The sequence below is a fragment of the Tannerella sp. genome (genome assembly GCF_052170195.1).
Lineage (GTDB): Bacteria > Bacteroidota > Bacteroidia > Bacteroidales > Tannerellaceae > Tannerella.
Genome location: NZ_JBQNAZ010000018.1, coordinates 12,255 through 34,314, shown reverse-complemented (window position 1 = coordinate 34,314; position 22,060 = coordinate 12,255). Strand labels below are relative to the sequence as shown.

18 protein-coding genes are annotated in these 22,060 nt (G+C 51.5%); 4 read left to right on the top strand and 14 right to left on the bottom strand.

What is annotated here, in order from left to right:
• Nucleotides 1-15: 15 nt before the first annotated feature.
• Complete coding sequence (locus ACTTKA_RS06725) at nucleotides 16-1,530, bottom strand: GH3 auxin-responsive promoter family protein (RefSeq protein ID WP_442724432.1); 1,515 nt, start codon at nucleotides 1,528-1,530, stop codon at nucleotides 16-18.
• A 74-nt stretch (nucleotides 1,531-1,604) separates the two neighbouring features.
• On the bottom strand, nucleotides 1,605-2,972 hold the full coding sequence (locus ACTTKA_RS06720) for a hypothetical protein (protein WP_442724431.1): 1,368 nt from the start codon (nucleotides 2,970-2,972) through the stop codon (nucleotides 1,605-1,607).
• Between the two features lie 236 nt (nucleotides 2,973-3,208).
• On the opposite strand from ACTTKA_RS06720, the gene ACTTKA_RS06715 reads away from it, so the two are divergent.
• The gene (locus ACTTKA_RS06715; protein ID WP_442724430.1) at nucleotides 3,209-3,577 is read left to right on the top strand and encodes a YccF domain-containing protein; all 369 of its coding nucleotides are present in this window, start codon (nucleotides 3,209-3,211) and stop codon (nucleotides 3,575-3,577) included.
• A gap of 7 nt (nucleotides 3,578-3,584) precedes the next feature.
• On the opposite strand, the gene ACTTKA_RS06710 is transcribed toward ACTTKA_RS06715, so the two are convergent.
• From ACTTKA_RS06710 to ribD, 9 genes are all read right to left on the bottom strand, one after another.
• On the bottom strand, nucleotides 3,585-4,268 hold the full coding sequence (locus tag ACTTKA_RS06710; protein WP_442724429.1) for a M15 family metallopeptidase: 684 nt from the start codon (nucleotides 4,266-4,268) through the stop codon (nucleotides 3,585-3,587).
• Between the two features lie 15 nt (nucleotides 4,269-4,283).
• Complete coding sequence (gene murI / locus ACTTKA_RS06705) at nucleotides 4,284-5,114, bottom strand: glutamate racemase (protein ID WP_442714404.1); 831 nt, start codon at nucleotides 5,112-5,114, stop codon at nucleotides 4,284-4,286.
• 81 nt (nucleotides 5,115-5,195) lie between these two features.
• Nucleotides 5,196-5,690, bottom strand: a complete 495-nt coding sequence (locus ACTTKA_RS06700; RefSeq protein WP_442714405.1) for an OmpH family outer membrane protein — start codon at nucleotides 5,688-5,690, stop codon at nucleotides 5,196-5,198.
• A gap of 64 nt (nucleotides 5,691-5,754) precedes the next feature.
• Nucleotides 5,755-6,273: an OmpH family outer membrane protein gene (locus ACTTKA_RS06695; protein ID WP_442724428.1), complete on the bottom strand. Its 519-nt coding sequence runs from the start codon at nucleotides 6,271-6,273 to the stop codon at nucleotides 5,755-5,757.
• A 79-nt stretch (nucleotides 6,274-6,352) separates the two neighbouring features.
• Nucleotides 6,353-9,013 (bottom strand): outer membrane protein assembly factor BamA, encoded by a 2,661-nt coding sequence (gene bamA / locus ACTTKA_RS06690; RefSeq protein WP_442724445.1) that lies wholly within the window; start codon nucleotides 9,011-9,013, stop codon nucleotides 6,353-6,355.
• A 54-nt stretch (nucleotides 9,014-9,067) separates the two neighbouring features.
• Nucleotides 9,068-9,814, bottom strand: a complete 747-nt coding sequence (locus ACTTKA_RS06685; protein WP_442724427.1) for an isoprenyl transferase — start codon at nucleotides 9,812-9,814, stop codon at nucleotides 9,068-9,070.
• Nucleotides 9,815-9,828: 14 nt separating this feature from the next.
• Entirely contained in the window at nucleotides 9,829-10,548 is a 720-nt protein-coding gene (locus tag ACTTKA_RS06680; RefSeq protein WP_442724426.1) for a DUF6089 family protein, read from the bottom strand.
• A gap of 69 nt (nucleotides 10,549-10,617) precedes the next feature.
• Complete coding sequence (locus ACTTKA_RS06675) at nucleotides 10,618-11,976, bottom strand: DUF6242 domain-containing protein (protein ID WP_442724425.1); 1,359 nt, start codon at nucleotides 11,974-11,976, stop codon at nucleotides 10,618-10,620.
• Nucleotides 11,977-12,087: 111 nt separating this feature from the next.
• Complete coding sequence (gene ribD, locus ACTTKA_RS06670; RefSeq protein ID WP_442724424.1) at nucleotides 12,088-13,161, bottom strand: bifunctional diaminohydroxyphosphoribosylaminopyrimidine deaminase/5-amino-6-(5-phosphoribosylamino)uracil reductase RibD; 1,074 nt, start codon at nucleotides 13,159-13,161, stop codon at nucleotides 12,088-12,090.
• Nucleotides 13,162-13,208: 47 nt separating this feature from the next.
• Here ribD and prmC point away from each other — a divergent pair, with 47 nt between their 5' ends.
• From prmC to ACTTKA_RS06655, 3 genes are read left to right on the top strand one after another with little or no spacing between them, the layout of a single operon-like run.
• Entirely contained in the window at nucleotides 13,209-14,063 is an 855-nt protein-coding gene (gene prmC / locus ACTTKA_RS06665; protein ID WP_442724423.1) for a peptide chain release factor N(5)-glutamine methyltransferase, read from the top strand.
• A gap of 5 nt (nucleotides 14,064-14,068) precedes the next feature.
• Complete coding sequence (locus tag ACTTKA_RS06660) at nucleotides 14,069-14,563, top strand: regulatory protein RecX (protein ID WP_442724422.1); 495 nt, start codon at nucleotides 14,069-14,071, stop codon at nucleotides 14,561-14,563.
• A complete protein-coding gene (locus ACTTKA_RS06655; RefSeq protein WP_442724421.1) occupies nucleotides 14,544-15,233 on the top strand; it encodes a ComF family protein in 690 nt (229 codons plus the stop codon). Before ACTTKA_RS06660 ends, ACTTKA_RS06655 begins: the two co-directional genes overlap by 20 nt.
• 48 nt (nucleotides 15,234-15,281) lie before the next feature.
• On the opposite strand, the gene ACTTKA_RS06650 is transcribed toward ACTTKA_RS06655, so the two are convergent.
• From ACTTKA_RS06650 to ACTTKA_RS06640, 3 genes are all read right to left on the bottom strand, one after another.
• Entirely contained in the window at nucleotides 15,282-19,298 is a 4,017-nt protein-coding gene (locus ACTTKA_RS06650) for an Ig-like domain-containing protein (RefSeq protein ID WP_442724420.1), read from the bottom strand.
• Between the two features lie 211 nt (nucleotides 19,299-19,509).
• Nucleotides 19,510-21,141 carry an L-glutamate gamma-semialdehyde dehydrogenase gene (pruA, locus tag ACTTKA_RS06645; protein ID WP_442724419.1) on the bottom strand — a complete coding sequence of 544 codons (1,632 nt, stop codon included), beginning with the start codon at nucleotides 21,139-21,141 and terminating at the stop codon, nucleotides 19,510-19,512.
• Nucleotides 21,142-21,172: 31 nt separating this feature from the next.
• The gene (locus ACTTKA_RS06640) at nucleotides 21,173-22,048 is read right to left on the bottom strand and encodes a nucleoside phosphorylase (protein WP_442724418.1); all 876 of its coding nucleotides are present in this window, start codon (nucleotides 22,046-22,048) and stop codon (nucleotides 21,173-21,175) included.
• Between the last annotated feature and the right edge of the window lie 12 nt (nucleotides 22,049-22,060).

Genomic DNA, 22,060 nt, shown 5'->3' with positions numbered 1-22,060 from the left:
GTCTTCTTTTCGTGATCAGCCGTTCATCGACAAGAGTTCTTCCAATATGTCCCGGCTGTTGCTCAGGCAAGGTACTTTGTGCTGTCCTCCCAATTTGCCGCGTTTCTTGAGCCAGTCGTAAAACAAATGTTCGCGGGCGGGAATTACTTCGAGGGGTTGCAGGGAGATTTCCTTGTAACGTTTCGCGGCATAGTCGGAATTAAGCGCCTGCAAAGCATCATCCAACACGGTGGCGAATGTTTCGATGGAGGGCGGCGGTGTCTCAAACTCAACCACCCACTGATGGCGTCCTTTTGCCTTGTCGAGCAGGAACAAGGGGGCGGCTGTATACGCCCTCACTACGGCGCCTGTTTCTTCGCAAGCTTTTCGGATGCCTTTCTCGGTATTGTCCGCCATCAACTCTTCGCCGAAAGCATTGATAAAAAAACGGGTACGTCCCGTGATCACGAATTTGTGCGGGAAGGTAGACGTGAAACGTACCGTGTCGCCGATGCGGTAGCGCCACAGTCCGCCGGCTGTGGTGATGATCATCGCATAATTCACGCCGGTCTCGACCGCTTCGAGCGGGATAGCGATCCCATCGTCCGGACGACCGGACTCGCCTGTGGGGATAAATTCGTAGAACACCCCGTAGTCGAGCATCAGGAGCATGCTTTTGTCCGACGGGTCGTCCTGTAACCCGAAGAATCCTTCCGAAGCGTTGTACGTCTCCATATAGTGCATTCGGTCCGACGGTATCAGTCGTTCGTACTGTGTGCGGTACGGTTCGAACCCGACCCCGCCGTGGAAAAAGACTTCGAGGTTCGGCCATACTTCGGGCAGTGTCTGTTTGCCTGCTCGCTGCAAAACGGCTTTGATCAGCACAAGCATCCATGACGGAATACCGGAAAGACTGACTACATCCTTCTTCCATGTATTTTCCACAATCGCCTCGATCTTTTTTTCCCATTCGTCCATTAGAATGATCTCTTTGCGCGGCACACGTATCAGGTTGACGAGTGGATTCAGGTTTTGCAGCAGCACGGCCGAGAGGTCGCCGCAATGTGCCCGCCTGTTCAGAGGCGACGGGCTGTGACTGCCGCCAAGGATCAACCCTTTCTTCGAAAAAAAACGGGTGTCGGGGCAGTTACGCAGGTACAACGCGACGGTGTCGAAGCCTCCCGCATAATGGCAGCGGCGCAGGATGTCGGGCGTGACGGGGATGTATTTACTGCGGTCGTTCGTTGTGCCGCTGCTTTGGGCGTACCATCGCACGGTCGAGGGCCACAGCACGTCTTTCTCTCCGTTAATCATCCGTTCGATGAACGGGTGGAGGTTCTCATAATCCTGAAGCGGGACACGCTCGCGAAAGGTGTCGTATCCCGAGATCTCCGCGAAAGCATAACGCTTCCCCCAAGCGGTGTTGCGTGCCTCGCTGAGCAGGTAACGCAACTGCTGCCGCTGGATATCGACAGCTCGCTTTCCGAACGATTCGATTACACGCTGTCGTCGTGCAAAAAGAGGAGAGATGATTTTTGTCCGTATGTCCATTTTCATTTGCGTCGGGAAACCATCCCGCAAAAATAATCCTTTTTTCCAGATTTTGCTTTCCGCCCGCTTCGGGATCACCATGCTACTTCGACCGCAACGGGATAGAGCCGGTGAGGATCGAAGAATCGGGCGCAACTGTTTATTAAATGTTTCAGGTCGGGTGTGGCGGCGCCTTTGAATACTTGCTCGCCGTTTGCCGTTACGGTTATTTCGCGGTTCAGGTCGACCAGCTCGTTGCACAGATAGAGTATCAGCCTCCCGTTACGCGAAGGGGTATAATGTTTCTTGAACTTCATTTCGATGCCCCAGTGCGGATCGGTCTCAACCGTCTCATAGGTTACATCGTCGATTTGCAGGGCGATCGTGTTGTCCGTAATATTCATTTCATAGCGTTTCCGTCCGGCGTTATCTGTCCGTTCGGGAAGGTAGAGGTTGTAAAAGCCTTGACGGTGCCGGCCGTCCATCTCGTAGTCTTCCCACGTTACATGCTTCGGATGCGGGTTTCGTACATGCTGTTTTAGCCACGGAGTCGTAGGACCGTAGTCGATGCTGTGTCCTTTGCCGGGAATCAGTTCGATGCGATGCATGAAATGTTCAGGATCTTGCGTGTGGAGTTGTCGGAAAGCCTCTTGCACATACGATGTCAGCGTATTCCGGTAGAACCCCTTGTCGTCCGCGCCTGTGAGTAAGGAAAACGCTATGTTACGACAGTTCTCGGGCGGAGCGTTTTTGAGCGGTTCTCCTCCCGCCATCGGTCCGGCACCGGCCAGATAGTCAGCGTAGAACGATGCGAGCCGCTGACTGCCGTATCCCCCTTCGGAGATACCGAAGATATACATCCGGTCGGGATCGATCTGCCCCGATACGAGTGCCTGTCTCAGCAGCTTCTCCCATGCGAACTGCTTGGCTTTTTGCCACCAGCGATAATATTCGCCCTCATTCGGTATCTGAGGGATGAAATAGGCCGAAGGAGCATCGTCGAACCGGGTGCAAAGGGTCAGCCCTGTTGCCCATTCCTGATGCTTATCGCCCGAACCGTGCAAATACAGGTAGAGCGGAAAACCTTCCTTGGGCTTATTGTTCCCTTTTGTTCCCCAATAGTAGGGCATGACGGCATCACGTTCCAGACTTTCGGGTAATACCCAGCGCCCCGACGACGTTTCCGACAAAGGCTTCAAGTCGATTAGTTTTTCTTCGGCAAAGGCTCCGTTAGCTGCTTTCCATATCTCCCACACCCATTGACGCTGTTGCTCGATCTCCCACAGGTTCAAAGCCTTCTCTCCTGCGAAAGTTGCTGTTTTACTTGCCAGACAGTCGGTAAAGAAAGCGAATACCGCCTTGTCGGAGACCCTGTCTGTATTGTGCTTTTCCGGCACTGTTGCTGCAGAGCAGGAGCACCATGCAACGCTTAACAACAGACCGCATACCCGTATGATTCTCATCTATTCTTGTGTTTTAAATTCCGGATGCAAAAATAAGCGATTCAACGGAAATAACCGCATGCGGTTCCGAAACAAAAGAGAAACAGTTTCAACTCTTATGTTTCTTGAGTGGCGTTCAATAGGAATTGTCTGCCAAAGTCAGTTTGCAAAATCGAGCTATAAATCCACTACGAACTTACATAAAAACAGTTTTTTTTGTAAGTTTGTCCGGCAATAACATAAACAAATACGAAAAAATGAAGACATTGGGTAATCTAATCTGGTTGATTTGCGGAGGCCTTCTTTCAGCCATCGAATATCTGCTTGCGAGCCTCCTGATGATGATCACGATTGTCGGTATTCCTTTTGGATTGCAAACGCTTAAGCTGGCCGGACTGATGTTGTGGCCGTTCGGGCGACGGGTGGTCGATCATGGCGGATCGAGCGGTTGTCTGTCGGTCATCATGAATATCCTCTGGCTTTTTCTCGGCGGGTTAGGTATTTGCCTGACTCATCTTTTTTTCGGCATTCTACTTTGCCTTACTCTGATTGGTATTCCTTTCGGGAAGCAGCATTTTAAACTGGCCGGACTGGCATTGACCCCGTTCGGCAAGCATGTGGTATGATTCTGCATTATTCGATCAACCGGTATCGGGCGCGTGCCGTTTCGCGCGAACAGGCATTGAAATGCCACCACTCACTTTTAATGGTGCGAAAGCCGGCCTCTTTCATCACCCGACGTAACAGTCGGCGATTTGCCAACTCTCTCCGGGTGATTTTACCCGTCTGCACAAGCGCTTCTTCTTTGTCGGTATGGGCTTCTGCTCCGAAAAAATCGTAAGGCGTACCCATCGGCAGCGGTTTCCCCGAGGCATCGACAAGGGTCAGGTCGACGGCCATGCCGTAGTTGTGCAAGCCGCCTCCCTTGGCCGGATTAGACACGTAATACGTTTTGTTTGTGCCGCGCACCAGATTCCACATGATGCGTTGTACCGACATCGGACGGGCAGCATCATATACAAGTAGCGCATAACCCGGTTTCTCGCGTTGCAGGATGCGTTGCGCACGGTGGAGCTTCTGTGCCGCATCGGGGTGCAGCCATGCTTTGGTCATTCCCTGATAGACGCTGCGACCCATGAAATTATCGGATGTAGCATATTTGAGCTGTACGCGGATGTCCGGAGCTTCTTCGCATACATCAATGTATCCTGCCGCTTTCAGTCGGGCATCCAAAGATTGTGCATACAGGCTTTCCGGGGGTAACAGGGCAGATGTTATCCATATAATGCACAGAAGAAAAGTGCGTATATACGTCATGATGACCGGATCGGTTTATTCCGGCAGAGCGATCTGTTCTACCGTGTCGATGGTTTGTTTCAGGAAGAGGGAGGCGGCGCTCATAAACCGTCCGGCCGACTCGGTGGTCTGAAACCGGCATTGTGTTCCTCTGCTCAGTCGTGCATCCATTTCGGGATGACGCCTCAGGTAATCCTTCAGGCTTGCGGCCACCTGCTCGCCTTGGGGAAAGAGCGTGATGCCGGCCGGCAGATACCGGCGTATCTTATCGATCAGCAACGGGTAGTGCGTGCAGCCGAGAATGATCGTGTCGATCCGGTCGTCCTTTGCCAGCAGACGGTCGATATGCTGCTTGACGAAGTAATCCGCGCCGGGTGAATCGAACTCGTTGTTTTCGACTAACGGCACCCACATGGGACATGCTTCGCCGACGACCGTGACGGACGGGAACAGCTTGGCCAGCTCTAACGTGTACGACTGCGAAGCAATTGTTCCGGCCGTTCCCAATACCCCGATATGCTTGGTCCGGCTGAGGCTGTCTACGACCTCTACTGTCGGGCGGATGACGCCGAGCACGCGCCGTGTCGGGTCATCCCAGCGGGGCAGGTCGCGCTGCTGAATCGTTCGCAGCGCCTTGGCCGACGCCGTGTTGCATGCCAGAATAACGAGCGGACAACCCTCGTCGAACAAGTGCCTTACGGCTTCGCGCGTAAACTGATAAACGACTTCGAACGAGCGCGTGCCGTATGGTGTTCGCGCATTATCGCCCAGATAGATATAGTCGTAGTCGGGAAGCTCCTGCCGGATCTTCTCGAAGATGGTCAGGCCGCCGTAACCCGAATCGAAAATGCCGATTGCCTTCATCATTCTTACAAAAAAAGGATGCCGTTCGCACCTGTGGCGAAGGCATCCTTCCTTTCCATCTTATGATATATTAACCTTAAAACGTTATTTAATGCCGAGTTTGGCTTTCACAAAATCAGTCGCATCGATCGCATTGTTGCCTTTGTAAAGCAATACCTGCGGATTCAGGATGTAGGTATATCCTTTTTCATCGCCCACCGCTTTGATGGCATCCTGCATCTTCTGCTGGATCGGAGCATACAGTTCCTGCTGTTTCTTCTGCATTTCCTGCTGAGCCACCGGAACGAAGTTCTGAATACGGGTCTCCAGATCCTGAATTTCCTGTTGACGACGCAACTTAATATTTTCCGTCAACGAATCCTGCTGCGACATATATTCCGAATACTTCTTCGTGTATTCGTCCTGCATCGTCTTAAATTCCTTTTCATACTGTTCGTTGAGCGTTGCCAATTGTTTTTCGACTGCAGAAACTTCCGGCATGATATTGAAAATGTCGGCCGTGTTCACAATCGCGATTTTGTCTTGTGCGAATACTCCTAACGGAAGGAGCATAAAAATCAGCACTACTAACTTCTTCATTTCTCTATGATCTTTATAAAATTAAATATTTCGTTTTTATCTAAAAGCGTCCAAAGATACGGATTTATTTCGAATATCCCAATTTCATCAATACTTCGTTACTGATGTCTATTTTGGGCGAAGCGAAGATGACGCTACCGGCCGAAGCGCGGTCAACGACCATCTGGTAGCCTTTGTCCGAAGCGATTTCTTTGACTGCATTGTAAATCTCGTCCTGTATTGGTTTCATCAGGCTCTCGCGTTTCTTATACAGCTCGCCATCGGCTCCGAAATATTTCCGTTTCAGCTCCTGCGCCTGCTGTTCTTTTTTCACGATCTCTTCCTCGCGCTTCGTCTTCATCTCGGCCGAGAGAAAAACCAGATCGCTCTGGTAAGTCTTGTACATGTTTTGAGCTTCCTGCTGAATGGCTTCGATTTCATTCTGCCATTTCTTTGAAAGCTGCGACAACTGTTCGTTCGTCATTTCATACGCCGGAATATTTTTGAGGATATATTCCATATCGACGAGTGCGAACTTCTGCGCCATCGATGCTACCGAGCATAACAGCACCATGCTTATGAGCAAAATACTTTTTCTTTTCATAATCCTTATCCTTAAAAATGATCTGTTCCTATTGACTCTAAAATTTGTGGATGGTTTGATTCGTCCTCTCTAAATTACGTTAAAACTCCTGTCCTAAGATAAAGTGGAAATGACTTCCGCCGGCTTTATGATAACCGTAAGGCTTGTCGAATCCGTAAGCCCAGTCGATACCCATCATTCCGATCATCGGGAGGAAGATACGCACACCGACACCGGCCGAACGTTTTAGATCGAACGGATGAAAATCTTTCACCGTTTTCCACGCATTTCCGGCTTCCACAAATGCCAGTCCGTAAATCGTGGACGACGGTTCCAGAATAAACGGATAACGCAACTCCATCGACAGACGCGAATAAGCGTAGCCTTCGGGTACCTTTTCATTCTGCCCGGCCAACGACATGTTGTCGTATCCGCGCAGAGCGACCATCTCCGTCGCATAATAGCTGGAATAGCCGGTCATCCCGTCGCCACCGACCTGAAACGTTTCAAACGGCGAAATCTTGTTCTTGTTAAAATAACCCAGAAAACCGTATTCCACACGCGACATCAGGACGGGTGTACGCTTCGGACCGTTGTTTTGCGGCAGCGGAGCGAGCGGGAAGAAGACCTTGCCTTGGAATTTCCATTTGTGATATTCGATGAGTTTATGCTTCTCTGCAGGATCAGTGATCTTCGCATAGTCTTTGCCGTCGAAAAGCGAATAAGGCGGAGTCGCCGATACAGAAGCCACGAACTGCGAACCGTAACGCGTGTACAATGGATTATCCACAGAGCTGCGTTGCAGGCTCAAGTCTACACTGACTTTGTGGCAAACACCATCCTTGATCAGGAAATAACGATCCCAGTTTTTCAGGCTGTATAACTGGTAATTCAACGTCAGCATCGTGTAGAAGTAATCGTCGGGCCAGTTCAAACGTTTTCCAAACCCGAAATTCACTCCGATCATTTGCATGTATTTATCGGGGTCGTAAGCCGATTCGTAAAAACCGGATCCTCCATTGCCATAATATCCCGAACGGCCTCCGTAATAGCCGCCCATATAAGGATTAAACCTCGACAGGCGATCATTGAGGTAGCGACTGTTGAAGTCGGTAATCTTCGAATAATAGGCGCTTGCCGAGAACGTGTTGGGACGTTTGCCTCCGAACCACGGGTCGAGGAAAGAAATACTGTATGACTGGAAGTACTTTCCGCTTGTCTGCCCGCTGATGGTGAATGTCTGCCCTTCGCCTTGCGGGATGATGCCGCGATAGGTTCCCGGATGGAACAGATTTTTCATCGAGAAGTTATTGAATTTCAAACTCAGCCTTCCCAAGAGCCCTGTCGGACCCCATCCGGCTGAAAATTCGACCTGATCATTGGCTTTTGAGGTCAGGTTATAACGGATATCTACCGTTCCGTTATCAGGGTTAGGAATCGGCTCGGGATTCATATTTTCCGGATCGAAGTGTCCTGTCTGTGCAATCTCACGCGCCGAGCGAATTAAGTCCTCGCGACTGAAAAGCTGTCCGGGTTTCGTTCGCAATTCGCGGCGAATGTTGTTCTCATACAGGCGGTCGTTACCGTTGATGATGATCTTGTTGATCGTTGCCTGCGGTCCTTCCTGAATACGGATCTCAAGCGAGATCGAGTCGTTATCGACTTCTACTTCCACCGGGTCGGCATAGAAGAAGAGATATCCGTTATTGTAATATACGTTTGAAACGGCATCGTCGTCGGACTGCAGGCGCTCCTGCAATTTTTTCTGGTTGTAGACATCGCCGGCCTTCATGTTCAGCAGGGTAGCTAATTGTTCGGTCGGATATTTCGTATTCCCTACGAACTGGATATCTTTCAGGTAATACTTATGCCCTTCGTCAATCGTCAGATAGATGCTTATGTGTTTATCGCTGATGGTTACGATACTGTCTGATACGATGGTCGCATCGCGGTAACCGAATTCGTTATACTTGTCGATGAGGTTCTTTTTATCGTTCTCATACTCTTCACTCGTGAATTTTTTTGTGCTGAAGAGTTCTAACCAACTAAGCCGAAAACGCTTGGAGAGATTGAATTTCTCGTTTGTCTTTTTCATTGCCTTCTTCAGCGTGAAATCCGACAGTGCCTCGTTGCCGATGAGATGAATCTCCTCTATTTTGGTTTTTTGGTTTTTGTCGATATTGACTTCGAGTATGACTTCGCCTTCTTTCGACACGTCGTTGCGCTGCACCATGTCGACCTCAATGTTCTTAAAGCCTTTGGCATCGAAGTATTTCTTGATAAGGGTCTCCGCACGGTCTAAGACATTCGGCGTAATTTGATGTCCTTTACGCAAGCCGAGCTTTACTTCCAAGTCTTCACGCTCGCTTTTCTTCACGCCGTTATAATGAATTTCGGAGATACGCGGCCGTTGTTTCAGACGAATCTCCAACCATACTTTGCCATCCTCAATACGGGAGGCCAGAATTTTGACATCCGAGAACAGCCCGTGTTTCCAAAAGCGCTTAACGGCACTCGTTATTTCATCGCCCGGAATCGATACCTCATCCCCGACAGACAAACCGGAGAAGCCGATCAGCACGAAGTCGTCGTAGTTTCTTGCGCCCGTCACCTGAATGCCGGCAATCGTATAACGTTTCGGGGTGAGAGAATAAGAGACGTCAGGCACTTCGCCCTTTGATACGGTGTCTTTTGCCTCCGACGGAATCAGATCCGACAGTACGGTGCCGTTTATTTGCGCCGTACCTCCCCAAACCGTCATGCCCAACAGGGCTGTCATTATCAAGCGTATTTTTTTATGCATACACATGGTTCGTTATGATTGATTTAATTGATCACTTGTCTTGCCGAAGCGCCGCTCGCGCTGCTGGTAAGACCGGATGGCCTGATACAATTCTTCTTCTCTGAAATCAGGCCAGTATATATCGGTAAAATAAAGTTCGGCATACGATAGCTGCCACAGCAGGAAATTGCTGATGCGCTGTTCACCTCCGGTGCGAATCAACAAATCCGGATCGGGGATGTCGCGTGTAGTCAGACGGCTTGCAAAAAGCTCTTCCGTTACCTCTTCGGCGCGGAGTTGTCCGCAGGCGGCTTCTTCGGTCAGTGCTTTTACAGCGTGCAGAATCTCCCAACGCGACGAATAGCTTAAGGCCAACACTAAGGTGGTACCCGTGTTGACCGACGTTTGGCGCAGACACTCGTCGAGTGTTGTCCGTACCTCGTGGGGCAAACGATCTAGGTCGCCGATAGCCATCAGGCGCACGTTATTTTTCATCAAGTCCGGCGTCTCCCGGTGAATGGCTGCGACCATCAGTCCCATCAGCGCGTGTACCTCTGCTTCGGGACGGTTCCAGTTTTCCGTAGAGAACGTGTAGACTGTCAGGTACCGTAGCCCGAGGGTTGTCGCTGCTTCCACCACCTTACGCACGGAGACGACCCCTTCGCGGTGGCCTTCGCTTCGGTCTTTCCCGCGCTCTTTCGCCCACCGGCCGTTCCCGTCCATAATAATTGCCACGTGTTGTGGCAAGCGGTCTCTGTCGATCTGTTCTATCACTGACATCTTTTTCTTTCCGTCTAATGTTTCGATAATCCCATCAATGCATCAATGCCTTTGGCACTGTTGCATTTCCGGTTGCGTGGACCGAAATCCCACGTTAAGAACAGTGTCATGAGTGTATACCAGTCCTGATTCTTCATCACACTGCTCTCTATTTTGTAAGGAGCATTTAGCTCCTTGTTATCTAATCCGTCGCCGAACAACTTGCGGACGGAAATCTCCATTCCGACGTTGACCCGGTTCTTTAGTTTATATTTCACTCCTGCACCGATCGGGATATTCAGGCTGGCAAATGTCCCGCCATCACCCGGAGCGACTGTCCCACCCATCCCGAACAGCAGATAAGGTGCGATCCGTTTCGTATTTAAGTACGGAAACTTATCGCTGTAAGGGAAAAAATTGAACTCGAACTGTCCTCCCAGATCGAAGACGTTTCGTGTAAACGAAGTCTGTAATCCGTTGGGAAATACATTATCGAGTCCGTTCGTGCTGCCCGATAACTGCGCCCAGGTCAAATTCCCTTTGAAGGCGATCCGAAAGTTCGCGTTATACCGGAACATCATTCCGATCGACGGATTGAGCCCTTTCAGCACCATATTCTTATTGGCATCGCCCATATAAAACGCACCGCCGCCCATCCCTCCGATTTCGTATTTGTATTCTTGTGCATACAGTACCGCTACCGGAACGGTGAGCAGAAAAACGGTCAGCCAGCGTCGAAAAAAAGTGATTGACATTTCTTTTGTTATTACAGTCATTACCTTTCTTTCTAACGTGAGAAACCGTACAAAATTATTTCCCGTACCTCATTCCTTGAACCCTAAACGGTTTATACGTCCGCGCCACAACTCATCGAGTACAGCGCGATCATGCTTTTCTTTTCCGCCGAAAAGCAGCATGTAGTTATCTTTGTCTACCAGTAACGAAGCATAGCCTCGCGGTTGGAAGGTTTCGGGCAGTACAATCAGCTTATCGACCAGTGTCCATGACAGTCCTCTGTTTGCCGAGCGATAGATTTTCCGGGAGGCTGTTTTCGAAGCTTTGAAACCGCCGATCAGATAAAGTTGATTGTCGTAGAAGGAAACGGCAGCGCCTTCACACGGCTCTATACCTGCTGTGGTGGAGTGATTCAGGCTTACCCATCTCAGTCCGTCGGTAGTCTCCCACGAGAGATTACTTAATTCGCCGTTTCGTTTTTTTCCGGCGATAACGAGCAGGTGACGGTAGAAAACCGCCTCGTAACCCACTGTCCCGAATCCTTCGATCGGAAACGCTTCCGGCACCGTTTCTCCGGTCGTCCACTTCCCTTTGGCATTCATGGACGCAAAGTGCCATGAGTCACCGTTCTTTACGATGGCGGCCAGCGCCGAAGGACGTGATGACTGTGTCACCGAATCGACGACGCCCAGCAAAACCTTTATTTCAGGGGCTCCGCTGACCATTGACCAGTCCGTGCCGTTATCCGAGCGGTACAGCAATCCGTCTGAAGCAGGTGCGTAAAGAACTTCTCCGTAAATAGTTATTTGACTTAAGACAAGCGTCTTTCCGGAAAGACCGTTGAGTGAGGAGGCGATCCATGTTTTGGCGTCATCCGACTGATAGAGTAGATCATTTCCGGCTTTGCGTACAAACATCCGGTATTTGCCTTTCCACTCCAATACGCGCTGCTCTTCTCTTTCCGTGTCCAGCAGTTTTTCTGTTCGAAACCATGTCATCGAGTCCGGTTTTTGCTGATGGATATTCAATTTGGCCGTATACGTTTTTACGGATTTGCCGTTGTAGGAATAGACATCAAAACGGATAGGTTTCGAAAGGTCGAGCGAATCGGAACCGTTCCAGTTCTTTCTTTCCTTCGTCGTTTCCTGATATACTTCGACGGCCGAAGGAGACGGTCCGTCATACTTTACATTGCAAATGATTTTGCGGTTGATGACGGTTCCGTAAGGCATGGAGTCCCGGTTGTATATCTCACCGTTGAGCTGGTCAATGGTAAAGACGACCTGTGCCAAGCCGCGAATGGAGTCGTTTTTCAACGAAAAAGAAGCGATCTGGCAGTTGTCCTGCACCCATTCGAGCCCTTCGAGTTCTTTATTATTCAAGCAAGAAGACAACAAAAGAGCCGCCATGCCTGCGGCTATTCCTGATTGTAACCTGTTCTTTTTCATTGACACAATTATTATGCTGTAAAATTAGAGCACAAAAGTAGAAATTTTTTTCCTTTGCGGCCTACATCGGGTCGGTTTTATAGAATTTTAGTGTCCCTCTCAGGGATTTGTTTAGAAATGCTTATGCATGAATGTTGCAAGCGTATGTCCTGCGTCTCTGCCGGAACGAATCGGTTGTTCTCCTTCCCATACGGCGTCGTTTGCCGTTCGGATATCGGCAGCTTTTACACCGCTTCCGAGCACGGCGGGCGTCGTTTCGATTCGCGCTTCGTCCCACAGGCCCGACTCCATAAAACGACGGTGCAGCAAGGCGCCCCCTTCGACGAGCAGCGACTGAATCCGCTTCTCATGGAGCGACTGCAATATTTGCGGGATGATTGGTATCGTAAGATCGAGCGGCAGATACTCGGTTTGTCCTTCTACGCCGCTTTTCTTTGCATTATATACGAGGGTGCGTATAGTTCCGTCGAACAGCGTGGCCGAGGTCGGGACGCGTAAGGAACGGTCTGACAAGACGCGGACGGGATGCTTTCCCGCCCAATGGCGTACAGTCAGTGAAGGATTGTCGAGATAGGCTGTACGGGTACCAACCATAATGGCGTCGACCTCGGAGCGAAGTTTATGTACCATGCGTACCGTAGTCGCACACGACAGACGCGCGGCCGGCATCGAAGCATCCGTTCGGATGCGGTCGAGAAAACCGTCGGCGCTTTGCGCCCATTTTAAGATGATATAAGGGCGTCGATGAGTCTGAGCTGTCATAAAAAAACGGTTCAGGTAAAGGGCTTCCTTTTCCAGCACCCCTGTTTTTACATCTATCCCTGCATCTTTCAGCCTCCGCACGCCTCGTCCCGAAACGGCCGGGAACGGATCGATGCAGGCGATGACCACGCGGGGAATCCGTTTGCGGATAATCAGTTCGGTGCAAGGCAGTGTTTTGCCGTGATGTGAGCAAGGCTCCAGATTGACGTAGAGCGTAGAGTCTTTCAGCAACGTCTCGTCGCGAACCGAAGCGATCGCATGTACTTCAGCGTGGGCACCGCCAAACTGCCGATGATACCCTTCGCCGATGATGCGTCCGCGATGCACCACCACCGCGCCGACCATCGGGTTCGGTGCTACCATGCCTGCTCCGGCGGCTGCCAGCGTCAGGCAGCGTGCCATGTATTTCTCGTCTGTATCCATCGGATGTGTCAAAAATTCCGTACTTTTGTCATCTGTTTGATATGGTTATGCAAGCAACAACGGCCTACATCCGGGAGACCCTCAGAGGAACGTATTCAGCGGAAGAGATTCGGAATCTTACCCGCTGGATTTTCGAACATGTCTGTGGTCTGACGTTGGCCCGGCAAATCCTGTGCAAAGATAAGCAAATTACCGAGACGGAGAAAGGAGCCATCCGGCGAGTGGTGGAGCGTCTGTCTAGCTCGGAGCCGATACAGTATATTCTCGGAGAGTGCGAGTTTCACGGGCTTCGGTTCGAGGTGACTCCCTCGGTACTGATTCCCCGTCCCGAGACGAGCGAGCTGGTGGAACTTATCGTTCGTCGTCACGCCGAAACAGGGCTGAAGGTGCTCGATATCGGTACCGGAAGCGGATGTATCGCCGTCTCGCTGGCCAAGATGCTGCATGGGGCAACGGTTACGGCCATCGATATTAGTAATGATGCACTGGTTGTTGCCCGACGCAATGCTGAAGCCCATGAAGCCGATGTCCGGTTTCTGCAGGCCGATATCTTGTCCGAATCGTCTTTGGATAAAATGTTCCGGTCGGTGGTATTCGACGTGATTGTCAGCAATCCGCCATATATAACGGAGCGTGAGAAAGCCGGTATGGAAGCCAATGTACTCAAGTACGAGCCCACGCAGGCGTTGTTTGTTTCCGCCGACGATCCGTTGTGTTTCTACCGGCATATCGCAGCGCGGGGGAGAAAATGGCTGTCGGAAGGCGGACGATTGTATTTCGAGATCAATGCGGCTTACGGAAAGGAGCTTGTGTCGCTGTTGAAGGAAATGGATTACCTTGATGCAGAGCTTGTCCGCGACATATCCGGCAAAGAACGGTTCATACAATGTTCAAAAAACTGAGGGGGATGGAAGCGAAGCACGAAGCCGAAATGTTGCACCGCGTCGCGGCCTATTGTTCCACGGCCGAACGCTGCATTCACGATGTGCGTAAGAAGATGGCGAGTGCCGGTCTTTCGCCCGAAAGCGAGGAGCGTATCATCGCCCGTCTGATCGAAGAGAAATTTATCGACGAAGCCCGTTTCTGCCGCAGTTTCGTCAACGATAAACTCCGCTTTAACGAATGGGGGAGGATCAAAACGAGCTATGAATTGAGGCGGAAAGGTATTGCGCAGAGTGTGATAGACGAGGCACTGGGGCAGATTGATAAAGACGATTATCGGCGTATCTTGACGGATTTGCTCCGACGTAAGAAACGTACAGTGCGAAGCGTATCGGACACGGACTTGTTTGTAAAACTCTGCCGTTTCGCGGCGAACAAGGGATACGAACAATCGCTCGTTATTCAATGTGTCAGAGAGTTATGTCAAGGGGGAGCTTTCGATGACGACGATCTGGAATGATTTGCTGAATCTGTTTGATCCGCGCCTCTGTCAGCTCTGTAAAAAAACGTTGCTGCCGGAAGAGCGAGAGCTCTGTCTGCATTGCCTGTGCGACCTCCCGCGAACATATTATCATCGGCGCGATGATCATCCTCTTCTTCCGATTTTTGCCGGTATCTCTTCGTTTCGACATGTGACAGCCTTTCTTTTCTACAGAGAGGGAGGCTGCGTGCAGTCCTTGATTCACTCGTTCAAATACAGAGGTAATAAACAATTAGCCGAGAGATTAGGACGGATGGCCGCTCTGGAGTTGAAGGCCGACGGCTTCTTCCACGACGTGGATGTGTGTGTGCCTGTCCCTCTTCACCGGCGGAAACAACGGACGAGAGGATACAATCAGGCGGAATGGATCGCACGTGGTCTGGCGGAGGTGTATCATTACCCTGTCGATACTCAAACGCTTGTTCGTGCAGTCGATACCGATACCCAAACGCATAAGTCGGCTTACGAGCGGCGTATGAACGTAGCCGAAGCCTTTCGTCTTTCTCGGCCGGAACAATTCGCCGACAAGCATGTGTTGCTTGTCGACGATGTTCTCACTACGGGCGCTACCCTGCTTTCGTGTATCGACTGCCTGATGCGAATACCCCGTATCAGTATCAGTGTTTTTACACTGGCCTTTACTATGTAGGCAGATCAGTAACCTAAAAGGTTACTCATGTCCTCCTCATTTCCTTTTTTACCTGTTACGAATGAAAATTTTATACGATTCTTTACGGATCTTCACCGCATACGCTCCCGGAGGCAGTGCTTCGACGTGTTCACCGGCCCGTAGGAGCAAGACGTGTATTCTCAGCGCGTCTAAGCTGAAAATGTACACCGTTTCGGGATACGGTAAGACGATTCGGACGGCTCCCGGAACAGCGTAAACTTGCGGAGTGAGCATTTCGGAGTTGCCTGTCGTTTCGTCCGTAACGGTTATTTGGCAGGTCGCAGTCAGACCTCCGTCGACCGTTTTAGCACTAATCGTGGCTACTCCTGCGGCTATGGCTGTCACACGACCGTTGTTCACTTCGGCGATACCGGGCGCACTGCTGCTCCACGTCACGCTTTTGTTGGTTGCGTTGGCCGGCTCTACGATGGCTTTGAGCATTGTCGTTTCACCTTTCAGGAGTTTCACGCTCTGTTTATCGAGCGTCAGCTTACTCACTTTTATGTTTGTCGGTCGAGCCTTTTGGGTGCATGTTACCGTTTGGGTTAGTCCTTCCGCGGTAATCGTTACTTTGCCTGTTCGAGGGTTCTTCTCCGACGGATTCGGTGAAGCGGTCACCGTGATTGATCCGCTGCCTGTTCCGGATGTGGCCGAAAGAGTAAGCCATGTGACCGATGAAGACGCTTTCCATGACCGGTTGCTCGTAATCTTTATCTTCTGCTTGTCTTTGTCCGGTCGAAGGCTGATGTTCGCCGGCGATACGGAAAGTTTGGCGGGCTCCGTAACGGTCACGGTACACGTGGCTTGCTTCGTGGGGTCTGCCTTCGATTTTACGCTGATGACAGCTACTCCTGCCGTTTTTGCAGTCAATCGCCCCGTGGCATCAACCGTAACAATGGCCGGCTTGTCGCTGCTCCACGTCACGTCTTTGTTGGTTGCGTTGGCCGGCTCTATGGTGGCTTTGAGCGTTGTCGTTTCACCTTTCGGAAGTTTCACGTTCTGTTTGTCGAGCGTTAGCTTACTCACTTTTATATCTGTCGGGCGAGCCTTTTGGGTGCATGTTACCGTTTGGGTTAGTCCTTCCGCGGTAATCGTCACCTTGCCTGTGCGAGGGTTCTTCTCCGACGGATTCGGTGCAGCCGTCACCGTGATTGATCCGCTGCCTGTTCCGGATGTGGCCGAAAGGGTAAGCCATGCGGCCGACGAAGACGCCTTCCATGATCGGTTGCTCGTGATAGTTACCGTCTGCTCGTCTTTATCCGGTTGAAGGCTGATGTTCGTGGGCGATACGGAGAGTTGGGCGGGCTCCGTAACCGTCACGGTGCACGTGGCTTGCTTCGTGGGGTCTGCCTTCGATTTTACGCTGATGACAGCTACTCCTGCCGTTTTTGCAGTCAATCGCCCCGTGGCATCAACCGTAACAATGGCCGGCTTGTCGCTGCTCCACGTCACGTCTTTGTTGGTTGCGTTGGCCGGCTCTATGGTGGCTTTGAGCGTTGTCGTTTCACCTTTCGGAAGTTTCACGTTCTGTTTGTCGAGCGTTAGCTTACTCACTTTTATATCTGTCGGGCGAGCCTTTTGGGTGCATGTTACCGTTTGGGTTAGTCCTTCCGCGGTAATCGTCACCTTGCCTGTGCGAGGGTTCTTCTCCGACGGATTCGGTGCAGCCGTCACCGTGATTGATCCGCTGCCTGTTCCGGATGTGGCCGAAAGGGTAAGCCATGCGGCCGACGAAGACGCCTTCCATGATCGGTTGCTCGTGATAGTTACCGTCTGCTCGTCTTTATCCGGTTGAAGGCTGATGTTCGTGGGCGATACGGAGAGTTGGGCGGGCTCCGTAACCGTCACGGTGCACGTGGCTTGCTTCGTGGGGTCTGCCTTCGATTTTACGCTGATGACAGCTACTCCTGCCGTTTTTGCAGTCAATCGCCCCGTGGCATCAACCGTAACAATGGCCGGCTTGTCGCTGCTCCACGTCACGTCTTTGTTGGTTGCGTTGGCCGGCTCTACGGTGGCTTTGAGTGTTGCCGTTTCACTTTTTGAGAGTTTCAGGGTCTGTTTGTCGAGTGTCAGCTTACTCACAGGAACGACTGCGGGAGGCGTCTGGCCGTTGATTGTTTTCCACTCACTCAAGTTTTTGTGTAAGAAGGTTGCCAAATCGGTTGATTTTTCCGGGATCAGCAGCACCTCGAACGTCGCTTTCGTACCGGCCGGAATGGTGCACTCAAAGCCGACCTGCACCGATCCCGGCATGGGCAAATCATAGGGTTTACCTGTCGCGGTGCTCCACTGTTTCATCTTTATGTCTGCCGAACTGCTGACTTTCATCGTCAACTTTTTCCCCGTGATTTTCCGGTTTTTCTCGAGCGACTTAGTGGGGTTAAGCGTGGCTGAACGTTCGGCCAACTGGACATCGCAATAGGAGAGCATCTTCCACCGGATAGTGGTGGGCTTACCGTTGTCTAAGGTCTCAATCTCATCACGGATCACGACATACTTCCCGTCCTTGAGAGCTACGCCTCGCACGCCTTTTTTCACCTCTCCGTTATAGGCGTCGGTCAGGTCAGAGATGGCGTACATGAACTCCTCGCGGTCGCTGTATTCATCGATTTTGGCATACCCTTTATGCTTCTGAAGCTGTCCGTTGACGGTAATCACATTGTGCGAATGGTTGTTGTAGCGAAACACAATCCAGCGTTGCGTATTGGGGTCTTTGGACTGGGTGTTTATTCCCAGCGAATCCGTCAGCCAATAATTGTGTGTGCCCGGGTCGGATGCCCATCGATAACCATCGGCTTCCATGATGAACGACCCGACGTCCATGTGGCCGTGTATCTCGAATGGGGTTCCGGCCTTAAAGCCGAGGTAGATGGCATCCCGACCCTTCCATGAGCTACGCATCATGGCGATTGGATTGGATCCTTGCCCCATCCAGAACTTCTCCTTCGGCTCGGTGATCTGATCCAGCGGTATGTCCTTCGCCCAAATCATAATGGCAGGCAGTTCGCGCAGGTTTTGGTAGCCGTAGAACGTGGGGTGCTCGAGGAAGATTTTCTCAGACCAGAGGACGGACAGGTTGCCTATTTTCTTGGCCAACCAAAACATAGACGGGTTGATGATGATCCATTCGTTCTGATCGGCCCAGTTGAAGTTGCTGCGGATGGGCGTAATCGAATGTTTGGCAAAGTCGGCCGACCGCAGCACACCGGGCATGGACAAGAGACCCCGGTCAGTGCCTCCCAGTTTTTCGATCGCGCTAAGGAAAAACACGTTATACGTCATGCCGTAGTTCCAGTACCCGTAGCCCTCGGGGAAGATGCCGTCGGGGGCCAACGTTTTCAGCGCGACGGGCAGGGAGGTGAAAGCTTGTTCGATCAACTTTTGCGACAGCTCGGGGAAGTCCTCATACACGGCGATGGCGCCTATGCCTAAGCTGGAGTTACAGACTTGGTTGGCGTTGCCACCCACTTTGCGCCACCAGTTGTAGCGGTTGTCTTCCAGTGCGTGCCGCATGCCTTTTTCGGCGATCGCCTCCCGGATCAGCTTGCGGGAACTCTCCGAGAGCTCATCGTAGAGCCAGTCGTAACCGAAGGCAACGCCCATTGTCATCTCGGCTCCATCGAGGCAGTGCTGCGGGTTCCAGTCGGAGAAGCGGCAGACGGACAGCATGTCTCTTTCCACCTTTCGGGCGTAGCGTTTATCGCCCGTCATGCGGTAGGCGTACGAGAGGTAGAAGGCGCGCTTCCACATCTCTCTCGATACTTTCAGCATGTTCGCGCCTTGTAGTTTTCGCTCCAGGTCGGGGCCTTGCAGCAGGACGTCGCACTCCCGGAGGATCAGGTTGTGCATCTTCTGCCATTCCGGATGGCTCGCAATCATCTGTTTGATGCCCTCTTCCTCACCTTTGAAAAGCAACAGACGCGGATGAGGATGGTTCAGCAATGGGATTTCGGCAGAAGCGGTCGGTGAGGCGTGACTGCGCATGGCAGTAAGGGATCCGATACACAGGATCCACAGCAAAACGCGGGTAATGTTCTTTTTCATAGCTTGTCGGTCGGGCTATTGGCAGCCCCTTTTTTTAATATTAAACACATTTGGAGATTTTGCAGAGACTTCTTCTGAAATATTATCTGAAAATTGCGCTTATGATGTTTTAAGGAGAGGGGGATATCCATATATTTCTTCAGACATTCCCCTCCGTGTATTTCCTTGTCCTGTCGACCTGTGTTGCGTTTGTAAGAGGACAAATAAACGTTTATTCTTCGCCGAGGAACGGGTATCCGTAGGTTATCGGCGGCACGAAAGTCTCCTTGATACAACGCGGATTCGTCCAGCGGATCAGGTTCAACGGGCCTCCGGCCTTGTCGTTCGTTCCCGAAGCGCGTGATCCGCCGAACGGTTGCTGAGCGATGACTGCCCCGGTAGGCTTGTCGTTGATGTAGAAGTTACCAGCGGCGTAACGCAGTTTATGGAACGCTTTGTCGATGGCGTAACGATCGCGTGAGAAGATCGAGCCGGTCAGCCCGTAAGGCGATGTGCGATCGCACAGTTCGAGCGTTTCTTCGTATGCATGATCCTCGTACACGTAGATCGTAATGACAGGTCCAAAAATTTCTTCCGTCATCGTTTTGAACGCCGGATTCGTCGTCAGGATAACGGTCGGTTCCACAAAATAGCCGACCGACTTGTCGCCTTTTCCTCCGAAAAGAATTTCGGCATCCGGCGCTTGTCGGGCATATTCGATATATCCCATGATGTTGTCGAACGATGCTTCATCGATCACGGCATTGACGAAGTTCGTGAAGTCCTGCACATCTCCCATCTTGATCTCTTTCAGCATGTCGCCCACACGTTCTTTGACTTCTTTCCACAGCGAGACGGGGATATATGCACGCGATCCGGCCGAACATTTCTGTCCCTGATATTCGAACGCTCCGCGTACGATGGCCGCAGCTACGTCGTCGGCCGGTGCCGAGGGATGCGCGAAGATAAAGTTTTTACCGCCCGTTTCGCCGACGATCCGCGGATACGATTTGTATGCGCCGAGGTTTTCGCCGATCTGACGCCAGATGGTATTGAATGTCGCCGTAGACCCTGTGAAGTGGAAGCCTGCGAAGTCGGGATGCGAAACGATGACCTTGCCGATGACACTTCCCTGACCGGGAATAAAGTTAACTACGCCATCGGGCAATCCGGCTTCACGGAAGACTTTCATCAGAAGATAGTTCGAATGAATGGCCGTGGTCGACGGTTTCCAGACCGCCACGTTACCCATCATGGCCGGAGCCATGTTCAGGTTCGACGCGATGGAGGTAAAGTTAAATGGGGTCAGCGAGAAAACAAAGCCTTCGAGTGCACGGTATTCCATGCGGTTCAGGATGCCCGCATCCGAATAAGGCTGTCCGACATAGACTTGTCCGGCATAGAATGCGCTGTAACGCAGGAAGTCGATCAGCTCGCACGGGGCATCGATCTCAGCTTGAAAAGGATTCTTACTTTGTCCCAGCATCACGGATGCGTTCAACAGATAGCGGTATTTTGTTGCAAAGAGTTCGGCTACCCGCAGCATGACCGAGGCACGTTCTACCCAGGGAAGCTCCGACCATTCGCGATGCGCTTTCATCGCAGCATCGACAGCCATCTTCACTTCTTTCTCGCCGGCCTTGTGGTATGTGGCCAGTACGTGGCGGTGATCATGCGGCATGACCACCTTGCCGGTGTCTCCCGTTCGTATCTCTTTTCCGCCAATAATCAAAGGAATATCCCATTCTTCGGTGCTTAGCTGCTTTAGAGCTGCTTTCAACGCTGTTTTTTCGCTTGTGCCGGGGGCGTATGTTTTTACCGGCTCATTGCCCGGGTTCGGAAACCTGAAAATCGCATTATCCATACTTGTGTGTTTTATGTGTTTTAATTCTGCTTTAGATTCGTTCCAGTACTTTTTCGATCAGTTGAACCAGACTCGTTTTATAGTCTGTGTTCATGTTTTTGTCTACCCGTCCGGCGATGATGCAGCAAACCGTCAAGGCACGATGTCCCATCAAGGCCGACAGCCCGGCTAATGCCGAACTTTCCATCTCGAAGTTGGTGATGTGTTGCCCTTCGAAGTCGAAGGCCTCGATTTTTCGGTTTAGCTCCGGGTCGGTTAGAGAGAGGCGTAGCGAGCGTCCCTGCGCACCGTAGAAACCGTTTGCCGCAATGGTGATGCCGCGTTGAATATCATTATGCGTAATCTGTTCGAGCAGCGAAGGATCGGCCGGCACGACGTAAGGATGCAACCCGTCGATCGTCCAGTCGAGTTGCCGAAGCAACTCCTTCTCGAATATCGTGTCGCGTATCTGTTCGGTGCCATCGTAGAAATAGATGACTCCGTCGAAGCCGATTGCGCGACCGGCAGCAACATACGTGCCGACAGGTACTGACGGTTGCAGCCCGCCGCTCGTTCCGATACGCACCATGGTCAGTTGCCGGAAGTCGGGCTTGACCGTGCGTGTCGCCAGATCGATATTGGCTAATGCATCGAGCTCGTTCAGGACGATGTCGATATTGTCTCCCCCGATGCCGTGCGAAACGATGGTGACGCGTTTACCGCGATACCGGCCGGTGATGGTGTGAAATTCGCGACTTTGGACGTCGCACTCCTTCTCGTCGAGATATTCTCCGATCATTGTTACGCGTGCCGGATCACCGACCAAGATGATTCGGTCGGCCAACTGTTCAGGTCGCAGATGCAGATGGAAAATACTTCCATCGTCGTTGATGATAAGTTCCGATGGCGGAATCATGGTTGTCTTCATACGAATTTCTCC

What these genes read in the sequence shown, in the direction of transcription:
- ACTTKA_RS06725 (WP_442724432.1), bottom strand. Translation starts at nt 1,530, where the DNA reads ATGGACATACGGACAAAAATCATCTCTCCTCTTTTTGCACGACGACAG.
- ACTTKA_RS06720 (WP_442724431.1), bottom strand. Translation starts at nt 2,972, where the DNA reads ATGAGAATCATACGGGTATGCGGTCTGTTGTTAAGCGTTGCATGGTGC.
- ACTTKA_RS06715 (WP_442724430.1), top strand. Translation starts at nt 3,209, where the DNA reads ATGAAGACATTGGGTAATCTAATCTGGTTGATTTGCGGAGGCCTTCTT.
- ACTTKA_RS06710 (WP_442724429.1), bottom strand. Translation starts at nt 4,268, where the DNA reads ATGACGTATATACGCACTTTTCTTCTGTGCATTATATGGATAACATCT.
- murI (WP_442714404.1), bottom strand. Translation starts at nt 5,114, where the DNA reads ATGATGAAGGCAATCGGCATTTTCGATTCGGGTTACGGCGGCCTGACC.
- ACTTKA_RS06700 (WP_442714405.1), bottom strand. Translation starts at nt 5,690, where the DNA reads ATGAAGAAGTTAGTAGTGCTGATTTTTATGCTCCTTCCGTTAGGAGTA.
- ACTTKA_RS06695 (WP_442724428.1), bottom strand. Translation starts at nt 6,273, where the DNA reads ATGAAAAGAAAAAGTATTTTGCTCATAAGCATGGTGCTGTTATGCTCG.
- bamA (WP_442724445.1), bottom strand. Translation starts at nt 9,013, where the DNA reads ATGACGGTTTGGGGAGGTACGGCGCAAATAAACGGCACCGTACTGTCG.
- ACTTKA_RS06685 (WP_442724427.1), bottom strand. Translation starts at nt 9,814, where the DNA reads ATGTCAGTGATAGAACAGATCGACAGAGACCGCTTGCCACAACACGTG.
- ACTTKA_RS06680 (WP_442724426.1), bottom strand. Translation starts at nt 10,548, where the DNA reads ATGTCAATCACTTTTTTTCGACGCTGGCTGACCGTTTTTCTGCTCACC.
- ACTTKA_RS06675 (WP_442724425.1), bottom strand. Translation starts at nt 11,976, where the DNA reads ATGAAAAAGAACAGGTTACAATCAGGAATAGCCGCAGGCATGGCGGCT.
- ribD (WP_442724424.1), bottom strand. Translation starts at nt 13,161, where the DNA reads ATGGATACAGACGAGAAATACATGGCACGCTGCCTGACGCTGGCAGCC.
- prmC (WP_442724423.1), top strand. Translation starts at nt 13,209, where the DNA reads ATGCAAGCAACAACGGCCTACATCCGGGAGACCCTCAGAGGAACGTAT.
- ACTTKA_RS06660 (WP_442724422.1), top strand. Translation starts at nt 14,069, where the DNA reads ATGGAAGCGAAGCACGAAGCCGAAATGTTGCACCGCGTCGCGGCCTAT.
- ACTTKA_RS06655 (WP_442724421.1), top strand. Translation starts at nt 14,544, where the DNA reads ATGACGACGATCTGGAATGATTTGCTGAATCTGTTTGATCCGCGCCTC.
- ACTTKA_RS06650 (WP_442724420.1), bottom strand. Translation starts at nt 19,298, where the DNA reads ATGAAAAAGAACATTACCCGCGTTTTGCTGTGGATCCTGTGTATCGGA.
- pruA (WP_442724419.1), bottom strand. Translation starts at nt 21,141, where the DNA reads ATGGATAATGCGATTTTCAGGTTTCCGAACCCGGGCAATGAGCCGGTA.
- ACTTKA_RS06640 (WP_442724418.1), bottom strand. Translation starts at nt 22,048, where the DNA reads ATGAAGACAACCATGATTCCGCCATCGGAACTTATCATCAACGACGAT.